Below are 20,293 nucleotides of genomic sequence, written 5' to 3'. Positions count from 1 at the left end.
GTATGGAGGGGGAATTGGGAAGTTATCTTTCCTCATTCGCAAAAAATATTTTTGCATGGGAAAGGTTTAAGAGCGAGGCGCCTGTATCGTGTAGTACGATGAGCACCCAGAAGACCGTCCGTCAGCAGGCAGACGTCGTCGAGGAGAACGAGCTTCGGCTCGACCAGGAGAAGGCCGAGCAGGTCGTCGAGGCGCTGAACACGGAGCTGGCGAACGCGTACGTACTGTACCACCAGCTCAAAAAGCACCACTGGGTCGTCGAGGGTGCAGAGTTCCTCCCGCTCCACGAGTTCCTCGAGGAAGCCTACGAACACGTCGAGGAGGGCGCCGACGTCATCGCCGAGCGCGCACAGGCGCTGGGCGGCGTCCCCGTCTCTGGACCGTCGAACCAGGAGGCCCGCGCGACCGTCGAGTTCGAGGGCGAGGACGTCTACGACGTTCGGACGATGTTCCAGAACGACCTCGAGATGTACGGTGACATCATCGAGTCGATGCGCGACAGCATCGAACTCGCCGAGAACCTCGGCGACTACGCGACCGCCGAGATCCTCCGGGAGATTCTCGTGACCCTGGAGGACGACGGCCACCACTTCGAGCACTACCTCGAGGACGACACGCTCGTCCTCGAAGAGGCGACGAAGTAACGGTCGACCGACGGCACGGCGGCGGTACTCGCGCTCGCTTTGGCTTTTTTGTGCCCGTCAGAAGGAGAGAGCCCGCTCTCGACAGCTCGGTCGACGAGGGAGTCGGAGCCGTTACGGTTCGAGATCGACGGCGCAGTCGGTCGCGATCCAGCCGTCCTTGTTGTCGCGTTCGGTGATTACGAGCTTGCCTGGGCGGGGTTCGTGACTGGAAACGACTGCGGCCGGCTCTTCGGTCGGTTCCTCGGTGTCCGTCTCCTCCCTACGGGCGGGTACGTCCATTACGAGGGATTAGGTAGACCTAAATATAAAAGGTTTTGGTCGACCTAAGACCCTGGGAACGACGACGATTGGGAGGGGTTCTCCCCCGTCGGGCGTACTTTCAAGCCCGGTACCGTCGTAACCGCGCGTATGGAGTTCGACGTCGTTCAGGGCGACATCGCCGAACAGTCCGCCGACGCGCTCGTCAACGCCGCCGGCACGAGCCTCGAGATGGGCTCGGGCGTCGCCGGGGCGCTCCGACGCGGAGCCGGCCGAGAGATCAACGAGGAGGCGACCGAGAAGGGCCCGGTCGACCTCGGGGAAGCCGCGGTCACCGACGCCTACGACCTCGACGCCGAGTACGTGATCCACGCGGCGGCGATGCCCCACTACGGTGACGGCCAGGCGACCGCCGAGAGCATCCGCGACGCCACGCGGAACGCCCTCGAGACGGCCGACGAGCTGGGCTGTCGGTCGCTCGTGATGCCGGCGCTGGGCTGTGGCGTCGCCGGCTTCGACCTCGAGGACGGCGCCGAGATCATCGGCGAGGAGATCGACGGCTACGATCCCGAGTCGCTCGAGGACGTTCGACTCATCGGTTACAGCGACGAGGAGTACGACGCGATCCGGGCAGCGACCGGGTAGGCGATCGAGTCGCAGCAGGGTGAGAGCGAAGCCGACTGGTGACCGGATTCCTCCTCGCTGAGAACCGTTGTCAGTCTTTACCTGACAGGCCGTCGGAGTCGTACACGGGTGAATGGAGATGTACGACACGATCCTCGTTCCGACGGATGGTAGTGAACAGGCGTCCCGTGGCGTTGATCACGGGCTGAACCTCGCCGAGCAGTACAACGCATCGGTAGTGTGTCTCTACGTCGTCGACGAACGGCGTCACGGACGACCGCCGGCGCTCGGCAGCGTCGAGGCCGAACACGAGAAAGTCGAGGACGAGGCCGTCGAGATGCTCGAGGAGATCGCCGACCGCGCCCGCGAGGTCGGGCTCGAAGCGGAGTGTGAGTGTTGCCGCGGGCTACCCTGGGAGGAGATCGTCGACTACGCGGAGCGGGATAACGCCGACCTGATCGTGATGGGACGGCGAGGGGCGACCAACGATCGTCGAACGCCGCTTGGCAGCGTCACTGAACGAGTCGTGCGCCAGACCGAGATCCCAGTACAGGCGGTCTGAGAGATCGACGCGATCGTATCGCGGCCGACTCGGTATCTCAAGCCTCGAAGCGCCCGTCGAGAGCGGTTGTGTTCAGGACAGCGAGAGGCCACGGATCTCGACAGTGTCGCCCTCTTCGACGCGTCCGATGAGCTGCCCGTCGGTTTCGGCGACCAGCGATTCGGCTCGTTCTTCGGGGAGCGCGACGACGAACCCCGTACCCATATTGAACGTGCGATGCATCTCCTCGTCGGAGACGTCACCCTCCGACTGGACGAACTCGAAGATCGGCTGGGCCGGCAGCGGATCGTCGACCACGTACCGGCGCTCGCCCATCCGCGAGAGGTTGGTCCAGCCGCCGCCGGTGACGTGGGCCGCCGCGCGAGCGTCGTGGGCGCGCATCGGCTCGAGCAGGTCGGTGTAGATCCGTGTCGGTCGCAACAGCTCCTCGCCGATCGAGACCTCGGGGTTCAGTGGGAACGGGTCCGTATACTCGTGGTCTCGGGTGACGGCCTCCCGAGCGAGGGTCAGCCCGTTCGAATGGATCCCGTTCGAGGGGAAGCCGACGAGCGCGTCGCCGACCTGCGCCTCGCCCGCGAGGATCTCGTCTTTCCCGGCGAGGCCAGCGCACGTGCCGGCGAGGTCGAAGCCGGTGACGACCTCGGGCATCACGGCCGTCTCACCGCCCAGCAGGGTGAGGTCGGCCTCCTCGAGGCCGACGGCCAGCCCCTCGCCGATCTCGTTGGTCAGCGCGTCGTCGGGCTCGTCGACCGCGAGGTAGTCGACGAAGGCGACGGGCTCGACCCCCGCCGCGACCAGATCGTTGACGTTCATCGCGATGCAGTCGATCCCGATCGTCGAGAAGTCCTCGATCGCCTCGGCGACCAGCAGCTTGGTGCCGACGCCGTCGGTCGCGAGTGCGAGGTAGCGGTCGCCGATGTCCAGCAGGCCGGCGTACTCGGTCGTCAGGTCGCTGCCGAACGCCTCGAGCAGAGCGGCGGTGGCGTCCTCGCTGGCCTCGATGTCGACGCCGGTGTCGGCGTAGGTCAGTCCCTCTTCGTCGGTCCCCTCGTCCGCGTGGTCTGGCATACCTCAACGACTGCCAGGGCCGAGCAAAAGGTCACCGGTCGGCGTTCAGAACGGGAAGCCGAAGACGACGTAAAACCCGATCAGCAGGACCAGGCTCAGTCCGAAGACGGCCCCGAAGAGCGGCTTACTCCACTCGAGGACCGACTTCCCGTCGAGCGGGCCGAAGGGGATCATGTTGAACGCGGCCAGGAAGAGGTTGATCAACACGCCGAGGTGGCCGACGAGGCCGATAAGTCCCGGAAACAGCATTAGTGGGAAGAACAACAGCGCGAGCAGGTGGTTGGTCACCGGCCCCGCGAGCGCGATCAGGCCGTTCTCCCGGACCGTGATCCGGCCGCGGTGGTAGACCGCACCCGGCGCGGCGAAGAGGAAGCCGACCAGGGCGCTCATGATCGCCAGGAACAGCATCTGGTAGTCCGCCCGGAACTCCGCGGTCTGACCGTGCTCGATCGCGACGACCTTGTGGGCGAGTTCGTGCAACAGGAAGGCGACGCCGACGGTGACGAAGCTCAGCCCGATCATCGTGAGGAACCAGCCGAGTTCGATATCGAAGCGGTGGATCGGCGCCAGCAACAGCGCGAACGCGACGCTCAGAGCGACCCACGCCACGGCGAGGTCGAACAGCTCCTTGTCGCTGAACGTGAGCTCCGACGTTCGACTCGAGTAGCTCACGCCACCACCCCCCTGATCAGCTCAAGGCTGTTCTCGGCGCCCCGGATCAGCTCGCTCATCAGGGCGTCGACGCCGCCGATCTCGGGTGCGAGCCACGGGATGACGACGATGAAAAACAGGAACGTAGCGATCATGCTCCCGATGTTCGTCAGCGCGACGATCATGATCAGCCGGAACAGCGGGACGTCGAACATCTCCTCGATCGCCTCGCCCATCGGGCGGTCGGCGTCGCCGATGATCTCGTTGAGCTGCTGGACGTCCCGGACGTTGACCGGGCGGTACTTGAGCTCGACGTAGCCGGCGAACCAGCCCGGCGCCAGTAGCGGGTTGATGCTCGTGAGCCAGGCGACCGACCCCCCGACGCCGGCGCTGATCCAGCGCGCGCCTGCCAGCCGGGCCAGCGCGAACGCGAAGATCCCGTTGAACGCGAACCACGCCAGGAACAGCTGCAGGAGGAACGTGTTCTGGACCCCCGCCATGATCAGCAGGAAGAAGAAGCCGACGAAGGCGACCATCGCCAGGTAGCCGACGATCTTCACCGGCGAGAACCGCCGTCCCGACGCGGTGCCGGTCAGCGACTCCATCGGCGGCAGTTCCCCGGGACGTTCGAGGTAGCGTTCGATGCCGGCCTTGTGGCCCGCGCCGACGACGGCGACGACGTGGTACCCCTGCTCGCGGAGCCCGTGGAGCTTGTGGGCGATGTAGGCGTCCCGTTCGTCGATCAGGGCTTCGGCCCCGCGGGGACTGAACCGGCGGAACTCCTCCATCATCGCGGCGACGACGTCGCCGTCGGTCATCTCCTCGATGTCGATCTCGTCTAACTCCTCGGTGTCCTCGGCGAGGCCGTCGAGGACGAAGCCGACGACGGCGCCGAGAGAGACGCCGATTCCCAGTCCCGCAACCGCGCCGACGCCGCCGCGAACGGCGTAGCCGCCCCAGTTCTCGAAACTCCCCGGTGAGAGCGGGCCGATCCCGGTTCCGGTCGCGACCAGCGCGAGACAGCCGACGAGCCCGAGGACGGCTCCGGCGAGCAAGCGAAGCGAAAAGCCGCTGAGGAGCCCGCCGGCGGAGCGGCCGGCCGACTCGAGCGAGGGCAGGAAGATCAGCCCGACGAGCAGTCCGCCGAGGATCCCGACCCCGCCCGCGCCGACGTACTGCAGGGTCGCGGAATCGGTGATACCCAGGGCTAGCAGGTCACCGAGACCGAAAATCGGTGCGAGAAAGGCTCCGAAAACCAGTCCGAAGAAGGCGCCGAGCGCCGCGCCGAAGGTGAGCCCGATCGTCCGCGGATCGGTGACACCGAGCGCGAGTCCGCCGACCATCTTGAGCTTCTCGGCGAACGACAGGCGCGTCCAGAACCGCTGGATCGTGATCTGGATGTCCCGATCGACCAGCGCGACGCCGCTGCCGTTCCGTTCGGCGGCCTCGATCGCGGCCCGCATGTCCGCGCCGGGCTCGATATCGAACCGGCTACCGAGCCGCGACTGAACGTACGACAGCATCCAGTAGGCCAGAAACTGAAAAACGGTGTTGCCCGAGAGCAGATCCTTCGCCTCGATATCGTCGGGGGCGCCGCCCTGCATCTGGCGATACCGGTTCTCGTCCAGTTCGACGGCAACGACGTCCGGCTCCCGCTCGTCGACGGTCTCGTGGACCTCGTCGACGCTCGCCTTCGAGACGTGAGCGGTCCCGAGGACGTCGACGGAGCCACGACCCTCGCCGCCGGGGGTAGGTGGCTCCGGGACGTCGGCGTCGCCTGCATCACTCATTAGGAGTGCCAACTCGTCGCCGACTTTTACCAGTATCGAAGGCTCGAACGGGGCGCGTTCACAGCCGGCGCAACGCTCCCGGCACCCCTAACTGCGGACGCGGATAACCCCTCGTCGATGACCGATCTACTGGAGACGCTGATCGAGAACCGCGAGATGGTCCAGCCCAACCACGCGAACATGCTCGAGGTCGCCCACGGAGGCAACGTGATGAAGTGGATGGACGAGGTGGGCGCGATGTCGGCGATGCGCTTTTCGGGCGAGACCTGCGTCACGGCCCGGGTCGATCGGATGAACTTCGAGCGACCGATCCCGGTCGGCGACACTGCCTACATTACCGCCTACGTCTACGACGCCGGCACCTCGAGCGTGAAGGTCCGACTGGTCACCGAGCGTGAGGATCTGCGAACCCGCGAGCGCGAGAAGACCACCGAATCGTACTTCGTCTACGTCGCCATCGACGACGAGAACCGACCGACGACCGTCCCGGAGCTAACCGTCGATAGCGAGGCGGGCGAACGTCTCCGTCAGGAGGCTCTCCAGGGAGAAACCGACGGAAATAGCGAGAAGAGCTAAATCGCTACTGCGCCAACAGATCCCATGGTCGAGCTGGAGACGGTCTTCGAGCTTCTGCAGGAGGAACGCCGCAGGTACGCGCTGTATTACCTCTACGAACGGAACGGCCCCGTCTCGGTCGCCGAGGTCGTCGAAACCATCGAGAAGTGGGAAGACGATACCGCGGAGACGAGTCCCGAGCTCGGTTCTCTCGACGAGATCGCCCTGGAGCTCCAGCACGTCCACCTGCCGAAGTCGGCGGAGGTGGAGTTCATCCAGTACGACCCCTCCCGAGACGTCGTTCAGATCACCGGCTCACCCCCCGAGTTCGACGCGTTCGTCACGGTCGCGAAGCTCCTCGAGAGCCCGGAGGAGTAGGTTACAGCAGCCGTTCGACCTCGGCGAGCGACTCGAGGACGTGGTCGGGTTCGACGGTCGCGGATTCGACGGTCGCCTCGTCGGTGATTCCGGTGAGCACGAGCGCGGTCTCCATCCCGGCGCGCTCGCCCAGCGCGATGTCGGTGTCGAGGCGATCGCCCACGACGAGCACGTCCGCCGGGTCGACGCCGAGCCGGTCGATCGCCGCCTCGGCCGCGACGCTCGAGGGCTTGCCCAGGATCGCGTCCGGTTTGCGGCCGGCGACGGCGCCCATCGCCGCGAGGATCGCCCCCGAGCCCGGCATCAGCCCGTCGTCGACCGGGATCGTCGTGTCCGGATCGGTCCCGTAGAAGTCGATTCCGTCCTCGAGGGCCCGCAGCGACTCCCAGAGCGTCCCGTAGGAGAAGTCGCTGTCGAACGAGCCCACGACGACGTCTGCCGACTCGGGATCGTCGGCGAGCGCGACGTTCGCGTCGGCCAGGATCGACTCGAGGCGGTCGTCGCCGACCAGGTACACCGTCGCGTCGGGGTGGGTCGCGGCGAGGTACTCCGCCGAGACCGTCGCCGACGTCAGGACGTTTTCGGGTTCGACCGCGATTCCGTGTGGCTCGAGTTTCTCCCGGTAGTGGGCGCTGCCCCGCGTCGGGTTGTTCGAGAACAGCAGTCGGTCGCAGCCGGCCCGGTCGAGGGCCGCCAGCCCGTCGGTCGCGCCCGGAAGGAGCCGTTCCCCCCGAACGATCGTCCCGTCGACGTCGAGGATCGCCGCCTCGTAGCCTGTCATCACCGGGCGTACGGGAAGAGTGGGGTTGAGTGTTCGGATCCGCGACCCGTAGTAGCCACCGAACGTCGGTGGGTATCGTTTCGATTGGTCCTCTAACGGCAGGTATTTGATCGAAACCGGCCTACCTCCAAGGAGAGACGCTCGATGACCGTTACACCGCTGCTCGTCGACGTCGGGACGGCCCTCGAGGAAGCGACGGGTATCGTCCAGTACGCGCTCGTGTTCCTGTTCGCGGCGATCCCGGTGGTCGAAATCCTCGTCGTCGTCCCGGTCGCCGTCGGGCTCGGGCTCAACCCGGTGACGACCGCTATCGTCGCGTTCGCGGGCAACGTCGGCTCGGTGTACGCGCTGATCCTGGGCTACCGACGGCTGCTGGAGTGGTGGCAGAGCCGTACCGAGAGCGACGGACCCAGCGACCGCTACGCGCGAGCCCGTCGGCTCTGGGATCGGTACGGGCTGCCCGGCGTCTCCCTCGCTGGTCCGGTGATGACCGGGGTCCACATCGCCGCGCTCGTGGCCCTGCTCGCCGGCAGTCGGGGTCGGCTCGTCGCGGTCTGGATGACCGCGGGGATCGCCGTCTGGACCGTCGTGCTGACGGTCGCCTCGGTCGCCGGCTTCTCGGCGCTCGGCATCGTCTGACCGCTGTGGGAATCCTTATCCGAGGACCGGCCGTACGACCCGCTATGGGACTCGAGGTCGACCCGCCGAAGCCGCCGGAGCTGTCGTTCGTCGATCCAAACGAGTACGACGACGCGACCATCAGCGCTGACGATCCGACCGAGATCGATTACCGACGCGAGGAGCTACAGGACTTCCTCCACGAGGGCGCCTGGGAGGAGGCCTTCGAGGAGTGGCTCGAGGACACGGACCTCGACGATCGCGAGTACGGGATCGCCCGGGATCTCGACCTCTTCGCCGAGTTCGACTTCTTCTGGGACGACTTCGCCGACCGGGTCGGTTACCACGCTCCCGGCATCCCCGAGGACTGGCAGGAGCGGGAGTACCACCCCGAGCTCGACACCTGGGGCACCGTCTCGGCCATCAACGCCGAGCTGACCGAGTTCGGCCAGATCGTCTCGGTGATCCTCAAGGAGGAGTACATCGACTGGGAGGCCGAGTACGAACCCCCCGAGGACCTGCCGGACTTCGACTGAACCGCGCTACTCCCGGGCGACCGCGATGTTTCTGAGCTGGCCGCCGCAGTCGGGACACAGCTCGCTCGAGTCGGGGCTGCCCCTGTAGCCACAGCCGGCACATTCGTAGTGCGGTTCGTCCGGGGTGTACGGATCTACGACCATACGGTCATGCCAGCAAGTGACACGAAAGGCTGTTTCGTATGAACACTCGAAGGCGATATTCGAACACTGTTATCGGAGCGATACCCTTTAATTCTGGATGATCGTCCAGATTGGGTGGTGGTAACGTCCGGGCTACCGGACCGCGACCAGCGCGAACGTCTCGGGGCGGTCCCGAGCGATCTCGACCGCGAATCCGGCGGCCTCGAGCCCGTCGACGGCCTCCTCGACCGAGAACCGCTCCTCGAGGGACGGGCCGTCCTCGCCGTCGCCGTCACCCGACCAGTCGACGATGACGAGGCGACCGCCGGGCCGGAGGACCCGCGCGAGTTCCTCGAGCGCGTCGTCGGACGACGCCGATCCGGGCGGGGTCGCGTACTCGTGGTGGGTCATCGTCGAGAACGCGCCGTCGAGTTCGTCCTCGGCGAACGGCAGCGTCGACACCCCGCTGGTCACGAACTCGACGTTCTCGGGTGCGCCCTTCTCTCGGTACCGGTCGTGCATCGCCGACTGGACGTCGACCGCGTACACCGTTCCGGCAAACGGCGCGACGTCGTCGGTGTAGAAGCCGGTCCCCGATCCGAGATCCGCGAGGACGTCGTCGTCGGACGGATCGAGCAACTCGAGCAGCTCCTCGCGCGAGCAGTACCGGTACCGCGAGGGATCCTCGAGTTCGTCGGCGCGTTCGAGCGGAAACGTGTGAAAACCCATAGGCGGTCGTTTGCGCCGCCGGCACTTCCCGGTTCCCCCTTTCCGGTCAGTCGTAGAGAACGTCACGGACGTCGGCCTCGTGTGTGACGTCCGGGTGGATCGGCTCCTCGTTCATCACGGCGACACAGCAGGACAGACACAGCAGCTGGTAGTAGTTCGGCCCCTGCCACTGTCGGCGCTCGAGCCACCACCCCTCCGTTTCGTCGCCGTCGACGCGCGTCTCACACCGCTGGCACGGCTTCGGGGCGCAGGGTGGGTTCGGACTGGGGAAGTACGGGTCCATACTCGGTCTTCGACCCGAGAGGATATTGGTAACGTGGTCGCTACTCGAGCGGAGCTTCGACTCGGCCCTCGGGGGAACCGTCGACCCGAACGGCACAGGCACGCGTCTTCCGCCGGCATCGGTTTTTTGCGGTCAGTTCCCGAACCGACGGCCATGTACTCGCTGGTCGACATCGAGAACGCCGACGCTCGCGAACTCGACGGAGAGGCGCCGACGCTGCTCGACATCGGGTCCGAACTCGCCACCGAGCGGATGCGGCCGAGTGTCTGGCACTACGAGAAGGGCGAGGAGAACGCCTACCACCGCCAGGACGAACAGGAGGAGCTGTACGTCGTCCTCGAGGGAACTGTCGACGTCACAGTCGAGCGCGACGACCGACGCGACGTCGTCGAACTCACTTCCGGCGAGGTCCTCGTCGTTCCGCCGGAATCGTGGCGACAGCTCAGAGCCGCCGAGGAGAGCCGAGTGCTGGTCGTCGCCGCACCGAACGTCGAGGACGACGGGATCCTCGAGGAGTAGCCGAACGGCGACCTCGCAGTCACCGACCGACGGGATCTTTCGACCGTCACTCCGCCGAGCCGTCGCTCTCGTCTCCGCGAGAGTACCCCGTTCGGAATCGAATCAGAATTACTTCTGATGCGAGTTTACTTCTACAATTGTCTGGAGTGTGACTAGTATCCGGACACACGTTATCCGGCGTATCGGCCAGCAATGCGTAGGTTTTGCCTATCCCACTCAGGCGTACGATAGAAACTGACACGCTCGAATCAAAGGCCACCATGTTTATACATAAGGAAGATGATGACCGAACCGTATGTCCGAAACCGGGGCGGAGCCGCGTCCGCCGAGCCGAGCGCTTCCCGACCCAGCGACCGCATCGAACGTCCGGTACGATCCGTCGCTCGAGGAGCTGCGCGAGCTCGCCGACCACGAGGAGACGACGACGGAGTTCGGCTCCCCGTCGTACGTCAGCGACGTTCGCTCGCGCAGCTCCGATCGAACGAAAAACGCCGTCGACCACGGGTTCGGCGAGCGCGACCACGAACTGGTCGAGACCGCGGTCGAAGCCACCGAAACCCGCGAGCTGCTCTGCGTGGACCGCCTGATGGGACGCCACCCTGAGGCGACCTTCTGCTGCCGACTCTACGTTCCCGTCGAACACGCCCGGATCGCGTTCGCCTGGGCGAGCCTGTTCGAGCCAAGTGACGGCCGCGAGCCGGACCTCCAGACGGTACAGCTGCCCGACCACGACGAGACCGCGATCCGGATCCTCCCCGAGGAGGGGTTCACTGCGGTGCTCGGCAGCGACTACACCGGCGAGGCCAAGAAGTCGTTCCTCCGGCTGTTCATGTACCGGATCAAACAGCAGGGCGGACTCGGACTCCACGCCGGGAGCAAACGCGTCCGCGTTCGAGACGCCGACGGCGACCTGCGCGACGTCGGCCAGCTGTTTATGGGACTGTCGGCGACCGGCAAGTCGACGCTGACCGCCCACGGCTGCTGGCTCGAGGACGAGGAGGGCGCGACCATGCTCCAGGACGACGTCTGCGCGCTGCTGCCCGACGGGACGGTTCCCGGCAGCGAGGGACAGGGACTGTTCATCAAGACGATCGGACTCGACGAGGACGAACAGCCCGCCCTCTACGACGCCGCGACTGACGAGTCGGCGATCCTCGAGAACGTCGCGGTCGACGACGACGGAACCGTCGACTTCGACGAGCCTCGGTACACATCGAACGCGCGTGCGACCGTCCAGCGCGACGAGCTCTCGAGTGCGGCCGACGAGATCGACCTCGACCGAGTCGACCAGGTGTTTTTCATCACGCGGAACCCGCTGATGCCGCCCGTCTCGAAGCTCTCGACCGCACAGGCCGCTGCGGCGTTCATGCTCGGCGAGTCCATCGAGACCAGCGCCGGCGATCCCTCGCGGGCCGGCGAGTCGATCCGCGTCGTCGGAACGAACCCCTTCATCGTCGGTCCCGAGGGCGAGGAGGGGAACCTGTTCAAGGACCTCATCGAGGCACTCGACGTCGACTGCTACCTGCTCAACACGGGCTCACTCGGCGACGACGCGAAGGACGTCGGCGTCACCGAGTCGGTGACGATCCTCACCGAAACCGCTCGTGGAACCGTCGAGTGGACCGACGACGCCGCGACCGGACTGACGATTCCCGAGTCGGTTCCCGGTATCGACGTCGAGGACTACTACGTTCCCGACTACGTCGACGACTACGACGCGGCCCTGGCGGAACTCCGACGGGAGCGCCGGGACTACCTCGCCCAGTTCGACGAACTCCGCGCGGAGATCCTCGAGTCGGTGTACTGAGCGCCGAGCCGTCGTTCAGTATCCGTTATCTATGTGGATAGTGATCGACGCGAATCGATGAAGGAAACGGGATCTGAGAGGCCCGCCGGAACGGTCGGCGAGGCGAGACTAGGGACGCCGTTCGACGGTCTACTGCCGAGCAGTCGATCGAATCCGAGCGAGCGAGAAGGGTAATCGTAATTGGTATTTTCTGCCGTCGATGGCGACTAGCGCCCGGGTTACCCTGCGGAACGGAATATTTATCACTGAAATGGCAGTCCCAGTTTAAGCGCCACGACTCCCCGTATCACGAACGCGGGACATGAGCGTACGTAACATACTCGTCGTAGTCGTCGCGCTGATGGTGCTGGGCTCGGGCGGAGCCGCAGCCGTTGCAGCGGGTCCCGCTGTAACCAGCGTCGACGACTACGAGAACGACGAAGCCGACGAGGAACCGACAGACGCTCCTGACGACGGAGCGTTGCAGGTGACGATCGAACAGGCAACTATCTTCGTCCTGATCGAGGACGCCGACGACCTCCCCGACGAGCCGGTTGACGAGGAACCGGTTGACGAGGAGGACGAGCTCGATGAGGACGTCGACGAGACCGACGAAGAGACTGACGCCGTCGACGAGGACGACGACGAACTCGAGGACGACTACGCCGACGACGAGGCCGACGAGAACGATGACGACTACGCCGATGACGAGGCCGACGAGAACGACGAACTCGACGAGAACGACCTCGAGGACAACGGCATCGACGACGCCCACGAGATCTCGATCGGCCAGGCGACCGCGCTCGTCCTCCTCGAGGAGGAACCGGTCATGGATCCGGTTGAGGAGGAACCGGTCGATGAGGAGGACGAACTCGAGGACGAACCGGTTGACGAAGCCGACGACTACGAGAACGACGAAGCCGACGACTACGAGGACGACGAGGCTGACGACTACGAGGACGACGAGGCCGACGACTACGAGAACGACGAGGCTGAGGACGAACTCGAGGACGATGTCGATGAAGAAGACGAACTCGAGGACGAACCTGTCGACGCGCCTGACGACCAGCAGGTGACGATCGATCAGGCGACCATCTTCGTTATCGTCGAAGACGTCGACGAACTCCCCGACGAGATCGACGAGAACGACGTCGAGAACGACTACGCCGACGAGAACGACGTCGAAGACGACGAACTCGAGGACAACGGTGTCGAGGACGACTACGCTGACGAGACCGACGTCGAGGACGACGAACTCGAGGACAACGGTGTCGAGGACGACGACGCCGACGAGAACGACGTCGAAGACGACGAACTCGAGGACAACGGCGTCGAGGACGATTACGCTGACGACGAACACGCCGACGACGGCATGTTCGTCTACCAGGGAACGATCGAAGTGACCATCGAGCAGGCGACCATCGTCGATCTCGGCGTCCACCAGGAGGCACCGATCGAGGAGGAACCGGTTGACGAAGCCGACGACTACGAGAACGACGAGGCTGACGACTACGAGAACGACGAGGCCGACGACTACGAGAACGACGAGGCCGACGACTACGAGAACGACGAGGCCGACGACTACGAGAACGACGAGGCCGTAGAGGAACCGGCTGAGCCCGAAGAACCGGTCGATCCGGAGGAGCCGATGGATGACGATGCCGTCGAGGAACCGACCGACGAGAACGACGTCGATGCGCCCGACGACGACGTGCTACAGGTAACGATCGAGGAGGCGACCATCTTCGTCATGATCGTCGACGCCGACGAACTCCCGGACGAGGAACCGGTCGATGAGGAAGAACCCGTAGAGGAGGAGCCGGTTGAGGAAGAGCCAGTAGAGGAGGAGCCGGTGAATGACGATGCCGTCGAGGAGCCGGTCGATCCGGAGGAACCGGTCAACGATGAGCCCGTAGAGGAGCCGGTGAACGACGACGCCGAGGAACCGATCGACGAGAACGACGACCTCGAGGAGCCCGTCGACGCGGACGACGACGAGAAGGCGGCGGTCGCCTGCTGACAGCACTCGAGATCTATTTTTTCGACAAGACCGGGCTCGAGCTGCGGCTGTTCGCGACCCGCTCGCACTATCCCGTGTTGACTTGCCTCAGTCGTATAGTTACGCGCCTCGTACCGTCACGGCGCCGGTACCGTTCGAGTTCGAAGCAAGTGGCAGCAATTGCCGCGCAGAGACACCGTTATGTGCGTCGAGTTCGCACACCCGGTAATGAACGCACAGGTACGGAAACCGACGATGCGAGTATGCGAGGCGTGCGAACGAGCAGAACGATGGGACGAAGACCTCGGAGCGTGGCAGCTGGGTCTCGAGGACGGGGAAAAACTGGTCGGCAACCCCCACTGTATTCACGAGTGGGATATCACCGGAACGTTCAATCCGGTCGTCGGAAACGGCGACAGCTGAGGGCGCCTCGATCCCCCTCGTCCGGCCGTCTCGCCGATCGACCACGCTTTTGTCCGTCACCGACGTACTCGCGAGCATGCCGACCGTCTACGTTACGGCGCCGCCCGAGGCGGCCGACGAAATCGCCGAAACGCTGCTCGAGGAACGACTAGCCGCCTGCGTCAACGAGCTGTCGACGACCTCCACGTATCGGTGGGAGGGCGAGATCCACCGCGACGAAGAAGCAGTGTTGCTCGCCAAGACGACCGACGACGCCTACGACGACCTCGTCGACCGCGTTCGGGAGTTGCATCCCTACGACGTCCCCTGTATCGAGCGGTTCGACGAGGCCGACGTCCTCGAGTCGTTCGCCGAGTGGCGCGCCGACAGCGTCGAGTAGCGTGCGCCAGTCGGTGACAGGCTCGACTACCCGAAAAAGCAATCCTTAAAACTCGCGCACGGGTTGTGACGGGTATGGCTGGAACCATCGAAGTGCTCGTTCCGGGTGGCCAGGCCAACCCTGGCCCACCGCTCGGTCCCGAGCTCGGACCGACCCCCGTCGACGTGCAGGCGGTCGTACAGGAGATCAACGACCAGACCGAAGCGTTCGACGGCACCGAAGTACCCGTCACCGTCGACTACGACGACGACGGCTCCTTCGAGATCGACGTCGGCGTCCCGCCGACGGCCGCGCTGGTCAAAGACGAGGCCGGCTTCGACACCGGCAGCGGCGAACCCCAGAAGGACTTCGTCGCCGACCTCTCGATCGATCAGGTGAAGACGATCGCCGAGCAGAAACACCCCGACCTGCTCGCCTACGACACGCGAAACGCCGCGAAAGAGGTCGTCGGCACCTGTGCCTCGATGGGTGTCACCATCGAGGGCGACGACGCCCGCGAGTTCAAGGAGAAGGTCGACGCCGGCGAGTACGACGACGCGCTGTCGGCGTAAGTCGCTCGGATTCGTTTTGCGGTTCTTCGTGGACGCTCCGTAGCGTCGGCTCCGTTCGTTACTCGGGCGGACGCGCGAGGACGTCCAGGTTGTGCGCCACGAACACCAGTTCTCCGCTCTCGAGTTCGTTCCGACGCCGCTCGAGCCACCGTCGTCGCTCGGCAGGCTCGAGGTCGCCGATCCCGGATTCGCGCTCGTCGGTCTCGAGTTCGGCGAGCGCGCCGTCGATCGTCTCGAGCAGACCCTCGAGGAACGACCGTTCTCCGTCGGGATACTCCATCTCTGTCTCTGTCTCCGTCCCTGCTCTCGCTCCCTCGGCGCGGGGCCGAACCACCCAGTCCGAGCCGCCGGCCTCAAGCACTGACCAGCCGGCGTCGGGAAGTCGCCACAGCAGCTCGCGGCCGACCCGACTTCCGCCCGCCGATCGCACGGCGTCCATGTGGTGGTGGTAGCGGCGCTCGATCCGGTCGTCGGCCGGGTCCGGCGGCGCGAACGTCGTCCCGCCGTCGAACGTGATCGGGGCGTACAGCAGCCCGTCGGGCTCGAGCAGCGCCTCGATCGCCGGGACCGCCCGCTCGAGGTCGACGATATCCAGCACCGCCGACGCGATCACGGCGTCGGCCCGGTCCTCGATCTCGAATCCGTCGGCGACCTCGAGCGTGACCTCGAGTCGCTGCCCGCCCGATCGAGCGAGCAGCGTCGTCCCTCCCCGATCGTCCTCGAGTCGTTCGACCGCGTAGCCCGCGTCTTCGAGCCACTCAGGGACGCGCTCGCGTGCGTATCGAACGCTTTCGGCGTCCCGGTCGACGGCGCGGTAGGCGACCTCGTCCGGAAGGCAGTCCCACGCCGCCAGCCGGGCGATCATCGTGCCGATCCCGGCGCCGATCTCGACGATCCGGACCGGACTCGAGCGCGCGTCGAGCCCCTCGACGAACCGCTCGAGCACCCGTCGGTTCAGCGCCCGATCGTCGACGGTTCGCTTCACCTCGAGATACGTTCGCTGGTCGGTCACGGGCTCGCCTCCCCGCTCTCGGCACCGGTCGACTCGAACTCCTCCTCGAGCCCGCGTCGCAGGAACGACCGAACCGTCGTCGCCGTCTCGGTCCACCAGGGGTGGGCGTCCGCGGTCTCGAGCGCTCGGGCACCGAGACTCGCGAGCCGGTCCCGGTCGGCGGCGAGTTCCTCGAGACGGGCCGCGATTCGGTCGGGGGCTTCGGGCGCGACGAGAAAGCCGTTCTCACCGTCGGCGACGAACTCGCTCGAACCCCCGTTCCGGCTGGCGATCGGGACGGCGCCGTACTCCATTCCCTCGAGGTAGACCATGCCGAACGCCTCGTGTCGGGAGGGGACCGCGAGCACGTGGCTCCGTTCGTAGATCGACTCGAGAGCATTCTCTGGAACGCGGCCAGCGAACTCGACCCGGTCGTCGACCTCGAGCGATTCGACCCGGTCGCGTATCCGCGTCGCGTACTCCGGATCGGCCTCGCCGCCGACCACGGTCAGCTCCCAATCACCCTCGAGCCGGGAAACCGCCTCGAGCAGTGCCTCGAGACCCTTTCGGGGAACGAGGTTTCCGACGAACGCGATCCGCAGCGGACCCTCTCTCACGCGGGCGACGACCGCCGAGCGATCGACCGGGAGCGTCTCGTGGCGACCCGCCGGAGGGGCGACCGTCGTCGGCAGGTCGACCGACTCGGCGACCCGGTTCCGGGTGTGGGCGCTCGTACAGACGGCCGCGTCGACGGTCTCGAGGTAGCGTCGCTCGCGCTCGCGGATCCGTTCTCGCTTCCGACTTGCGAGCGAGGGGTCGTCGGACTGGAGGTTGTGGACGAGCGAGACGACGAGTTCGGGCGACTCGGGACTCGAACTGCAGTCGACGAGTTGGTCGTAGCAGAGTTCGTCCTGTAACAGAACGTCGAACGGACGGTCGAGTCGGGCGCGAACGTCGTCGTCGGGCACGGTCGAGAGGACGATCACCTCGACGTCGTCTCCCAGAGCCCGGAGTTCGGCGACGAGCCGGCGATCGTACCGGTAGCCGCCGGAGGTCGTCTCGAGGTCGTCGGGGACGACGAGTCCGACCTCCATCTACAGCGACCGCTCGTGGGCGACGCGGGCCACGTCGTCCTCGGCGATTTCGATACGGAGCTCGGTCGCGCCCTCGGGCTCGAGCTCGTCGAGCAGACGGTCCCCGAACGCGCGGGCGAACCGCTCGGCGCTCGGGTTCGCGTCCTCGAACTCCGGTAGGTCGTTGAGCAGCTCGTCACGGTAGCGGTCGGCGACCGCGTCCATCGCGGCCGTCACCGCGTCGATGTCGACGAGGTATTCGAAGCGGTTCAGCTCCGGCCCCCGAAAGGTCGCCTCGACCCTAAAGTGATGGGAGTGGGGCTCTCCCTCCGGACCCGGATCGGGGACGGTCAGGTAGTGTTGGGCGACGAGCGACCGGTCGACGGAGACGGCGTACATGCCACGACCTACGAGCGGGGTCGTGTAAACTGCTGTGCCGGACGCCTACTCGCGCCGCAGGCTTCTCGACCACTCGTTCCCGCAGTCGGCACAGGTCATCGTCGCCGTCACCTGCGCTCCGTTCCGGTGTTTCTCGATCTCACCCGCTGTTCCGGACTCGCAGCTCGGACAGCTTGCTCTGATCTCTCGGTCCATACGCCGTTCTCGTAACCCATCAAGATCAACTACAGGCTTGCGTACATACACGTTCGCGTAGAATTGAACGGAGCGCTCACTCGTACGTCAACAGCACTTGGATCGTCGACCCGGGACAGTTCTCGAGGCGCTCGTAGGCCTCGTCGGCGTCCTCGAGCGGAAACTCGTGAGTTATCAGTCCGGAGAGCTCGAGCTCCCGGAGGCGGTCCCAGGTCGTCTCGTGGCGGCGGTCTCGGTCCCATCGTCCGGAGAGATCGGGCGCGATGGTGCTCACCTGGCTGCTCCGGAGGTCGATCCGGTTGCGGTGGAAACGGCCGCCGAGATCGACCGTCGCCGGCTTCGTCCCGTACCACGACCCGACGAGGACCCGGCCGTCGAACCCCGTCGTCGAGATCGCGTCGTCGAGCGCGTCGGGGTTGCCCGACAGCTCGTAGGTGAGATCCGCCCGTCCGCCGGCGAGCTCGGCGAACCGCTCGGCGACATCGTCTTCATCCGGGTCGAGCGCTCGATCCGCGCCGAGCGCCGTCGCGAGCTCGCGCCGTCGCTCGTACCGGTCGAAGACGACGAGTTCCTCGAGGGGGAAGCGGGCGAGCAGCGCCGTCGTCAGGAGGCCGACGACCCCCTGTCCGAACACGGCCACCCGCTCGCCCAGCAGCGGCCGGCCGTCGAGGACGAATGTGGCCGCCGTCTCGAGGGTCGCAAAGAGCGCGGCCTCGCGGGAGTCGACCGTCTCGGGTACCGGAAGTAGTTCGTCGGGGGAGCGACAGAAGTGGCTCTCGTGGGGGTTGTACGCGAACACCTGGCGATCGAGCCAGTCATCGTCGACGCGGTCGCCGACGGCAGTCACGGTGCCGACGGCGGCGTAGCCGTACGAGAGGGGGTAGGAGAGATCACCGTCGAGGGCGTCGAGTTCGGCGTCGGCCTCGAGATCGGACGGGGCCTCGCCCCGGTAGAGCAGCCCCTCGGTGCCGGCGCTGATCGCCGAGACGGTCGTCCGGACCCGCACCTCCTCGGGGCCGGGTTCCGGAACCGGCTCGGTTCGGACGGCGACCGATCGGGGTGCAGTAAAGCGGAGCCGACGCGCGTTCATCCGGCCCTCCCGTCGTCGGCCCAGACGACGGCGTCCGGTCTGTCGGGGAGAGAGATCACTGTACGGAACGGTTCCGCGGGGAGGTACTTGGTCGTTGTCCGTGCTACGGCACGTCGTAGCCACAGACGGCGAGCCAGTCCCGACAGAAATTCGCGAGGAACGGCACCGTTACGACCGCGGCGACCGTGTAAGAGATCGTTCGGCCGGGAACCGGTGCCAGCGCGAGCGAGACGGTCGCCATCGCCAGCGCCCCGAGCGGGCGCCGCACCCGGCTGGGCGGTAACTCGAGAACCCGCCGACCGCGTCGCCGTCGCCACCACGAGCCCAGTACGAACAGGTACCGGGCCGCACCTACGGCGAGGAACGCGATCGGAACCGCGTCGGCGACGACGGCGACGACCGAGCCGACGAGGACGACCAGTCCGTCCATCTCGACGTCGAGTCGCGCCCCGAGTTCGGTCGTCGAGTCGGTCGCCCGCGCGATGAGACCGTCGACGGCGTCGAGCCCGGCCGCCAGCGCGAAGAGGACCGCCGGCGCCCACGCGACGGGGCCGTCGGGTATCGGGACGACGAGGAAGCCGGCCAGAACCGCGACCGCCCCGCCGCGTGCCAGGGTCACCCACGTCGCGGATGTAAGCGACCGGGCGCTGGCGCGGTCGATCGTCCGGAACAACAGTGCGGACTCGAGGACGAGAACGCCCGCGACGACCCCCAGAAAGGCGATCGTCGGCCCGCCGGGCCAGACCGTCTCGAGGGCGAACAGCGCGAGGAGCGCGGACGTGACACAGCCTGCCGTGGCCCGTCCCCACTGGGGGACCGTCGGGCGTCGTCGCTCGAGGGGATCGGTCGTCACGGCTCTCGGTCCCCGCGGATCAGCAGAACGACGAGCGCGACGATCAACAGCGCCTGTGCGACCTTGTCGACCGCGCCGGCGACCGTGACGTCGGCGAGCCCGGTCGGCTCGTTGAGGACGTACCAGAGGACGATCTGAGCGCCGATGAACGGGATCCCGACGAGATAGACGAGACGCCGTCGGTGGTCGGCGAGGACGAGCCAGATACCCAGCAGGAACCCCGCGGTCGCGACCAGGAAGGCCACACCCATCCAGTGGGGCAGAAAGGAGAGACCGAGGAGCAGGTGGACCGCGGCGGTGACCGCCGCCAGCCCGATCGCCGCCCAGTGGGTCGGCGTGAGCGACTCGAACTCGAGGTCGGCGGCGGGGTCGGCCATACCGAACGTACCGGAAGCGGAGAAAAACCCCTTTCGGCACGCGGGCTCGTCGCCCGGC

Annotated in this window: 28 protein-coding genes; 13 read left to right on the top strand and 15 right to left on the bottom strand. The window is 66.2% G+C overall.

Annotated features, from left to right (window positions below):
• The first annotated feature begins 98 nt into the window (after positions 1-98).
• Entirely contained in the window at positions 99-644 is a 546-nt protein-coding gene (gene dpsA, locus QA609_RS08965) for a DNA starvation/stationary phase protection protein DpsA (RefSeq protein WP_278291614.1), read from the top strand.
• Positions 645-755: 111 nt separating this feature from the next.
• Here dpsA and QA609_RS08960 read toward each other — a convergent pair whose 3' ends face one another.
• Positions 756-923: a hypothetical protein gene (locus QA609_RS08960; RefSeq protein ID WP_278302256.1), complete on the bottom strand. Its 168-nt coding sequence runs from the start codon at positions 921-923 to the stop codon at positions 756-758.
• A 129-nt stretch (positions 924-1,052) separates the two neighbouring features.
• Here QA609_RS08960 and QA609_RS08955 point away from each other — a divergent pair, with 129 nt between their 5' ends.
• On the top strand, positions 1,053-1,547 hold the full coding sequence (locus QA609_RS08955) for a macro domain-containing protein (protein ID WP_278302255.1): 495 nt from the start codon (positions 1,053-1,055) through the stop codon (positions 1,545-1,547).
• Positions 1,548-1,665: 118 nt separating this feature from the next.
• On the top strand, positions 1,666-2,088 hold the full coding sequence (locus QA609_RS08950) for a universal stress protein (RefSeq protein ID WP_343233794.1): 423 nt from the start codon (positions 1,666-1,668) through the stop codon (positions 2,086-2,088).
• A 72-nt stretch (positions 2,089-2,160) separates the two neighbouring features.
• On the opposite strand, the gene purM is transcribed toward QA609_RS08950, so the two are convergent.
• Genes purM through QA609_RS08935 form a run of 3 tightly spaced genes read right to left on the bottom strand, consistent with a single transcriptional unit; the run spans position 2,161 to position 5,597 of the window.
• The gene (purM, locus tag QA609_RS08945; protein WP_278302253.1) at positions 2,161-3,156 is read right to left on the bottom strand and encodes a phosphoribosylformylglycinamidine cyclo-ligase; all 996 of its coding nucleotides are present in this window, start codon (positions 3,154-3,156) and stop codon (positions 2,161-2,163) included.
• Between the two features lie 45 nt (positions 3,157-3,201).
• A complete protein-coding gene (locus tag QA609_RS08940; RefSeq protein WP_278302252.1) occupies positions 3,202-3,828 on the bottom strand; it encodes a metalloprotease in 627 nt (208 codons plus the stop codon).
• Positions 3,825-5,597, bottom strand: a complete 1,773-nt coding sequence (locus QA609_RS08935; protein ID WP_278302251.1) for a TraB/GumN family protein — start codon at positions 5,595-5,597, stop codon at positions 3,825-3,827. The genes QA609_RS08940 and QA609_RS08935 overlap by 4 nt, the downstream gene beginning before the upstream one ends.
• Before the next feature lie 117 nt (positions 5,598-5,714).
• Between QA609_RS08935 and QA609_RS08930 the strand changes: the two genes are divergently transcribed.
• Both QA609_RS08930 and QA609_RS08925 read left to right on the top strand, forming a co-directional pair.
• Positions 5,715-6,173, top strand: coding sequence for an acyl-CoA thioesterase (locus tag QA609_RS08930; protein WP_278302250.1), 459 nt, complete (start codon positions 5,715-5,717; stop codon positions 6,171-6,173).
• Positions 6,174-6,197: 24 nt separating this feature from the next.
• The gene (locus tag QA609_RS08925) at positions 6,198-6,530 is read left to right on the top strand and encodes a hypothetical protein (RefSeq protein WP_278302249.1); all 333 of its coding nucleotides are present in this window, start codon (positions 6,198-6,200) and stop codon (positions 6,528-6,530) included.
• 1 nt (position 6,531) lies between these two features.
• Here the strand turns inward: QA609_RS08925 and QA609_RS08920 are convergent, their stop codons facing one another.
• Positions 6,532-7,311, bottom strand: coding sequence for an HAD-IIA family hydrolase (locus QA609_RS08920; protein WP_278302248.1), 780 nt, complete (start codon positions 7,309-7,311; stop codon positions 6,532-6,534).
• 144 nt (positions 7,312-7,455) lie between these two features.
• On the opposite strand from QA609_RS08920, the gene QA609_RS08915 reads away from it, so the two are divergent.
• Positions 7,456-7,950, top strand: a complete 495-nt coding sequence (locus QA609_RS08915) for a small multi-drug export protein (protein ID WP_278302247.1) — start codon at positions 7,456-7,458, stop codon at positions 7,948-7,950.
• A gap of 44 nt (positions 7,951-7,994) precedes the next feature.
• Entirely contained in the window at positions 7,995-8,465 is a 471-nt protein-coding gene (locus QA609_RS08910) for a hypothetical protein (RefSeq protein ID WP_278302246.1), read from the top strand.
• 6 nt (positions 8,466-8,471) lie between these two features.
• On the opposite strand, the gene QA609_RS08905 is transcribed toward QA609_RS08910, so the two are convergent.
• The 3 genes from QA609_RS08905 to QA609_RS08895 form a co-directional block, all read right to left on the bottom strand.
• A complete protein-coding gene (locus QA609_RS08905; RefSeq protein ID WP_278302245.1) occupies positions 8,472-8,609 on the bottom strand; it encodes a rubrerythrin-like domain-containing protein in 138 nt (45 codons plus the stop codon).
• A 132-nt stretch (positions 8,610-8,741) separates the two neighbouring features.
• A complete protein-coding gene (locus QA609_RS08900; protein WP_278302244.1) occupies positions 8,742-9,317 on the bottom strand; it encodes a class I SAM-dependent methyltransferase in 576 nt (191 codons plus the stop codon).
• Between the two features lie 46 nt (positions 9,318-9,363).
• The gene (locus tag QA609_RS08895; protein WP_278302243.1) at positions 9,364-9,600 is read right to left on the bottom strand and encodes a hypothetical protein; all 237 of its coding nucleotides are present in this window, start codon (positions 9,598-9,600) and stop codon (positions 9,364-9,366) included.
• 153 nt (positions 9,601-9,753) lie between these two features.
• On the opposite strand from QA609_RS08895, the gene QA609_RS08890 reads away from it, so the two are divergent.
• The 6 genes from QA609_RS08890 (at position 9,754) to QA609_RS08865 (ending at position 15,257) form a co-directional block, all read left to right on the top strand.
• Positions 9,754-10,119 carry a cupin domain-containing protein gene (locus QA609_RS08890; protein ID WP_278302242.1) on the top strand — a complete coding sequence of 122 codons (366 nt, stop codon included), beginning with the start codon at positions 9,754-9,756 and terminating at the stop codon, positions 10,117-10,119.
• Positions 10,120-10,414: 295 nt separating this feature from the next.
• Entirely contained in the window at positions 10,415-11,926 is a 1,512-nt protein-coding gene (locus QA609_RS08885) for a phosphoenolpyruvate carboxykinase (ATP) (RefSeq protein ID WP_278302241.1), read from the top strand.
• A 301-nt stretch (positions 11,927-12,227) separates the two neighbouring features.
• Complete coding sequence (locus QA609_RS08880; RefSeq protein WP_278302240.1) at positions 12,228-13,925, top strand: hypothetical protein; 1,698 nt, start codon at positions 12,228-12,230, stop codon at positions 13,923-13,925.
• A gap of 207 nt (positions 13,926-14,132) precedes the next feature.
• The gene (locus QA609_RS08875; protein ID WP_278302239.1) at positions 14,133-14,327 is read left to right on the top strand and encodes an HEWD family protein; all 195 of its coding nucleotides are present in this window, start codon (positions 14,133-14,135) and stop codon (positions 14,325-14,327) included.
• 76 nt (positions 14,328-14,403) lie between these two features.
• Positions 14,404-14,706 carry a divalent-cation tolerance protein CutA gene (gene cutA, locus QA609_RS08870; RefSeq protein ID WP_278302238.1) on the top strand — a complete coding sequence of 101 codons (303 nt, stop codon included), beginning with the start codon at positions 14,404-14,406 and terminating at the stop codon, positions 14,704-14,706.
• 74 nt (positions 14,707-14,780) lie between these two features.
• Positions 14,781-15,257, top strand: a complete 477-nt coding sequence (locus tag QA609_RS08865) for a 50S ribosomal protein L11 (RefSeq protein WP_278302237.1) — start codon at positions 14,781-14,783, stop codon at positions 15,255-15,257.
• Positions 15,258-15,315: 58 nt separating this feature from the next.
• Here QA609_RS08865 and QA609_RS08860 read toward each other — a convergent pair whose 3' ends face one another.
• The 7 genes from QA609_RS08860 to QA609_RS08830 form a co-directional block, all read right to left on the bottom strand.
• Positions 15,316-16,269, bottom strand: a complete 954-nt coding sequence (locus QA609_RS08860; protein WP_278302236.1) for a class I SAM-dependent methyltransferase — start codon at positions 16,267-16,269, stop codon at positions 15,316-15,318.
• Positions 16,266-17,342 (bottom strand): glycosyltransferase family 4 protein, encoded by a 1,077-nt coding sequence (locus tag QA609_RS08855; protein ID WP_278302235.1) that lies wholly within the window; start codon positions 17,340-17,342, stop codon positions 16,266-16,268. Before QA609_RS08855 ends, QA609_RS08860 begins: the two co-directional genes overlap by 4 nt.
• Positions 17,343-17,720 carry a 6-carboxytetrahydropterin synthase gene (locus QA609_RS08850; protein WP_278302234.1) on the bottom strand — a complete coding sequence of 126 codons (378 nt, stop codon included), beginning with the start codon at positions 17,718-17,720 and terminating at the stop codon, positions 17,343-17,345.
• Between the two features lie 45 nt (positions 17,721-17,765).
• Positions 17,766-17,915, bottom strand: a complete 150-nt coding sequence (locus QA609_RS08845) for a hypothetical protein (RefSeq protein ID WP_278302233.1) — start codon at positions 17,913-17,915, stop codon at positions 17,766-17,768.
• A 76-nt stretch (positions 17,916-17,991) separates the two neighbouring features.
• On the bottom strand, positions 17,992-19,005 hold the full coding sequence (locus tag QA609_RS08840; protein ID WP_278302232.1) for a zinc-binding alcohol dehydrogenase: 1,014 nt from the start codon (positions 19,003-19,005) through the stop codon (positions 17,992-17,994).
• 103 nt (positions 19,006-19,108) lie between these two features.
• Positions 19,109-19,858: a CDP-alcohol phosphatidyltransferase family protein gene (locus QA609_RS08835; protein WP_278302231.1), complete on the bottom strand. Its 750-nt coding sequence runs from the start codon at positions 19,856-19,858 to the stop codon at positions 19,109-19,111.
• Positions 19,855-20,235, bottom strand: coding sequence for a hypothetical protein (locus QA609_RS08830; protein WP_278302230.1), 381 nt, complete (start codon positions 20,233-20,235; stop codon positions 19,855-19,857). The genes QA609_RS08835 and QA609_RS08830 overlap by 4 nt, the downstream gene beginning before the upstream one ends.
• Positions 20,236-20,293: the final 58 nt, after the last annotated feature.

The sequence above is a fragment of the Natronococcus sp. A-GB7 genome (genome assembly GCF_029688865.1).
Lineage (GTDB): Archaea > Halobacteriota > Halobacteria > Halobacteriales > Natrialbaceae > Natronococcus.
Note: the sequence above shows the minus strand (reverse complement) of the source record. Positions and strands in the feature narration are given on the sequence as shown.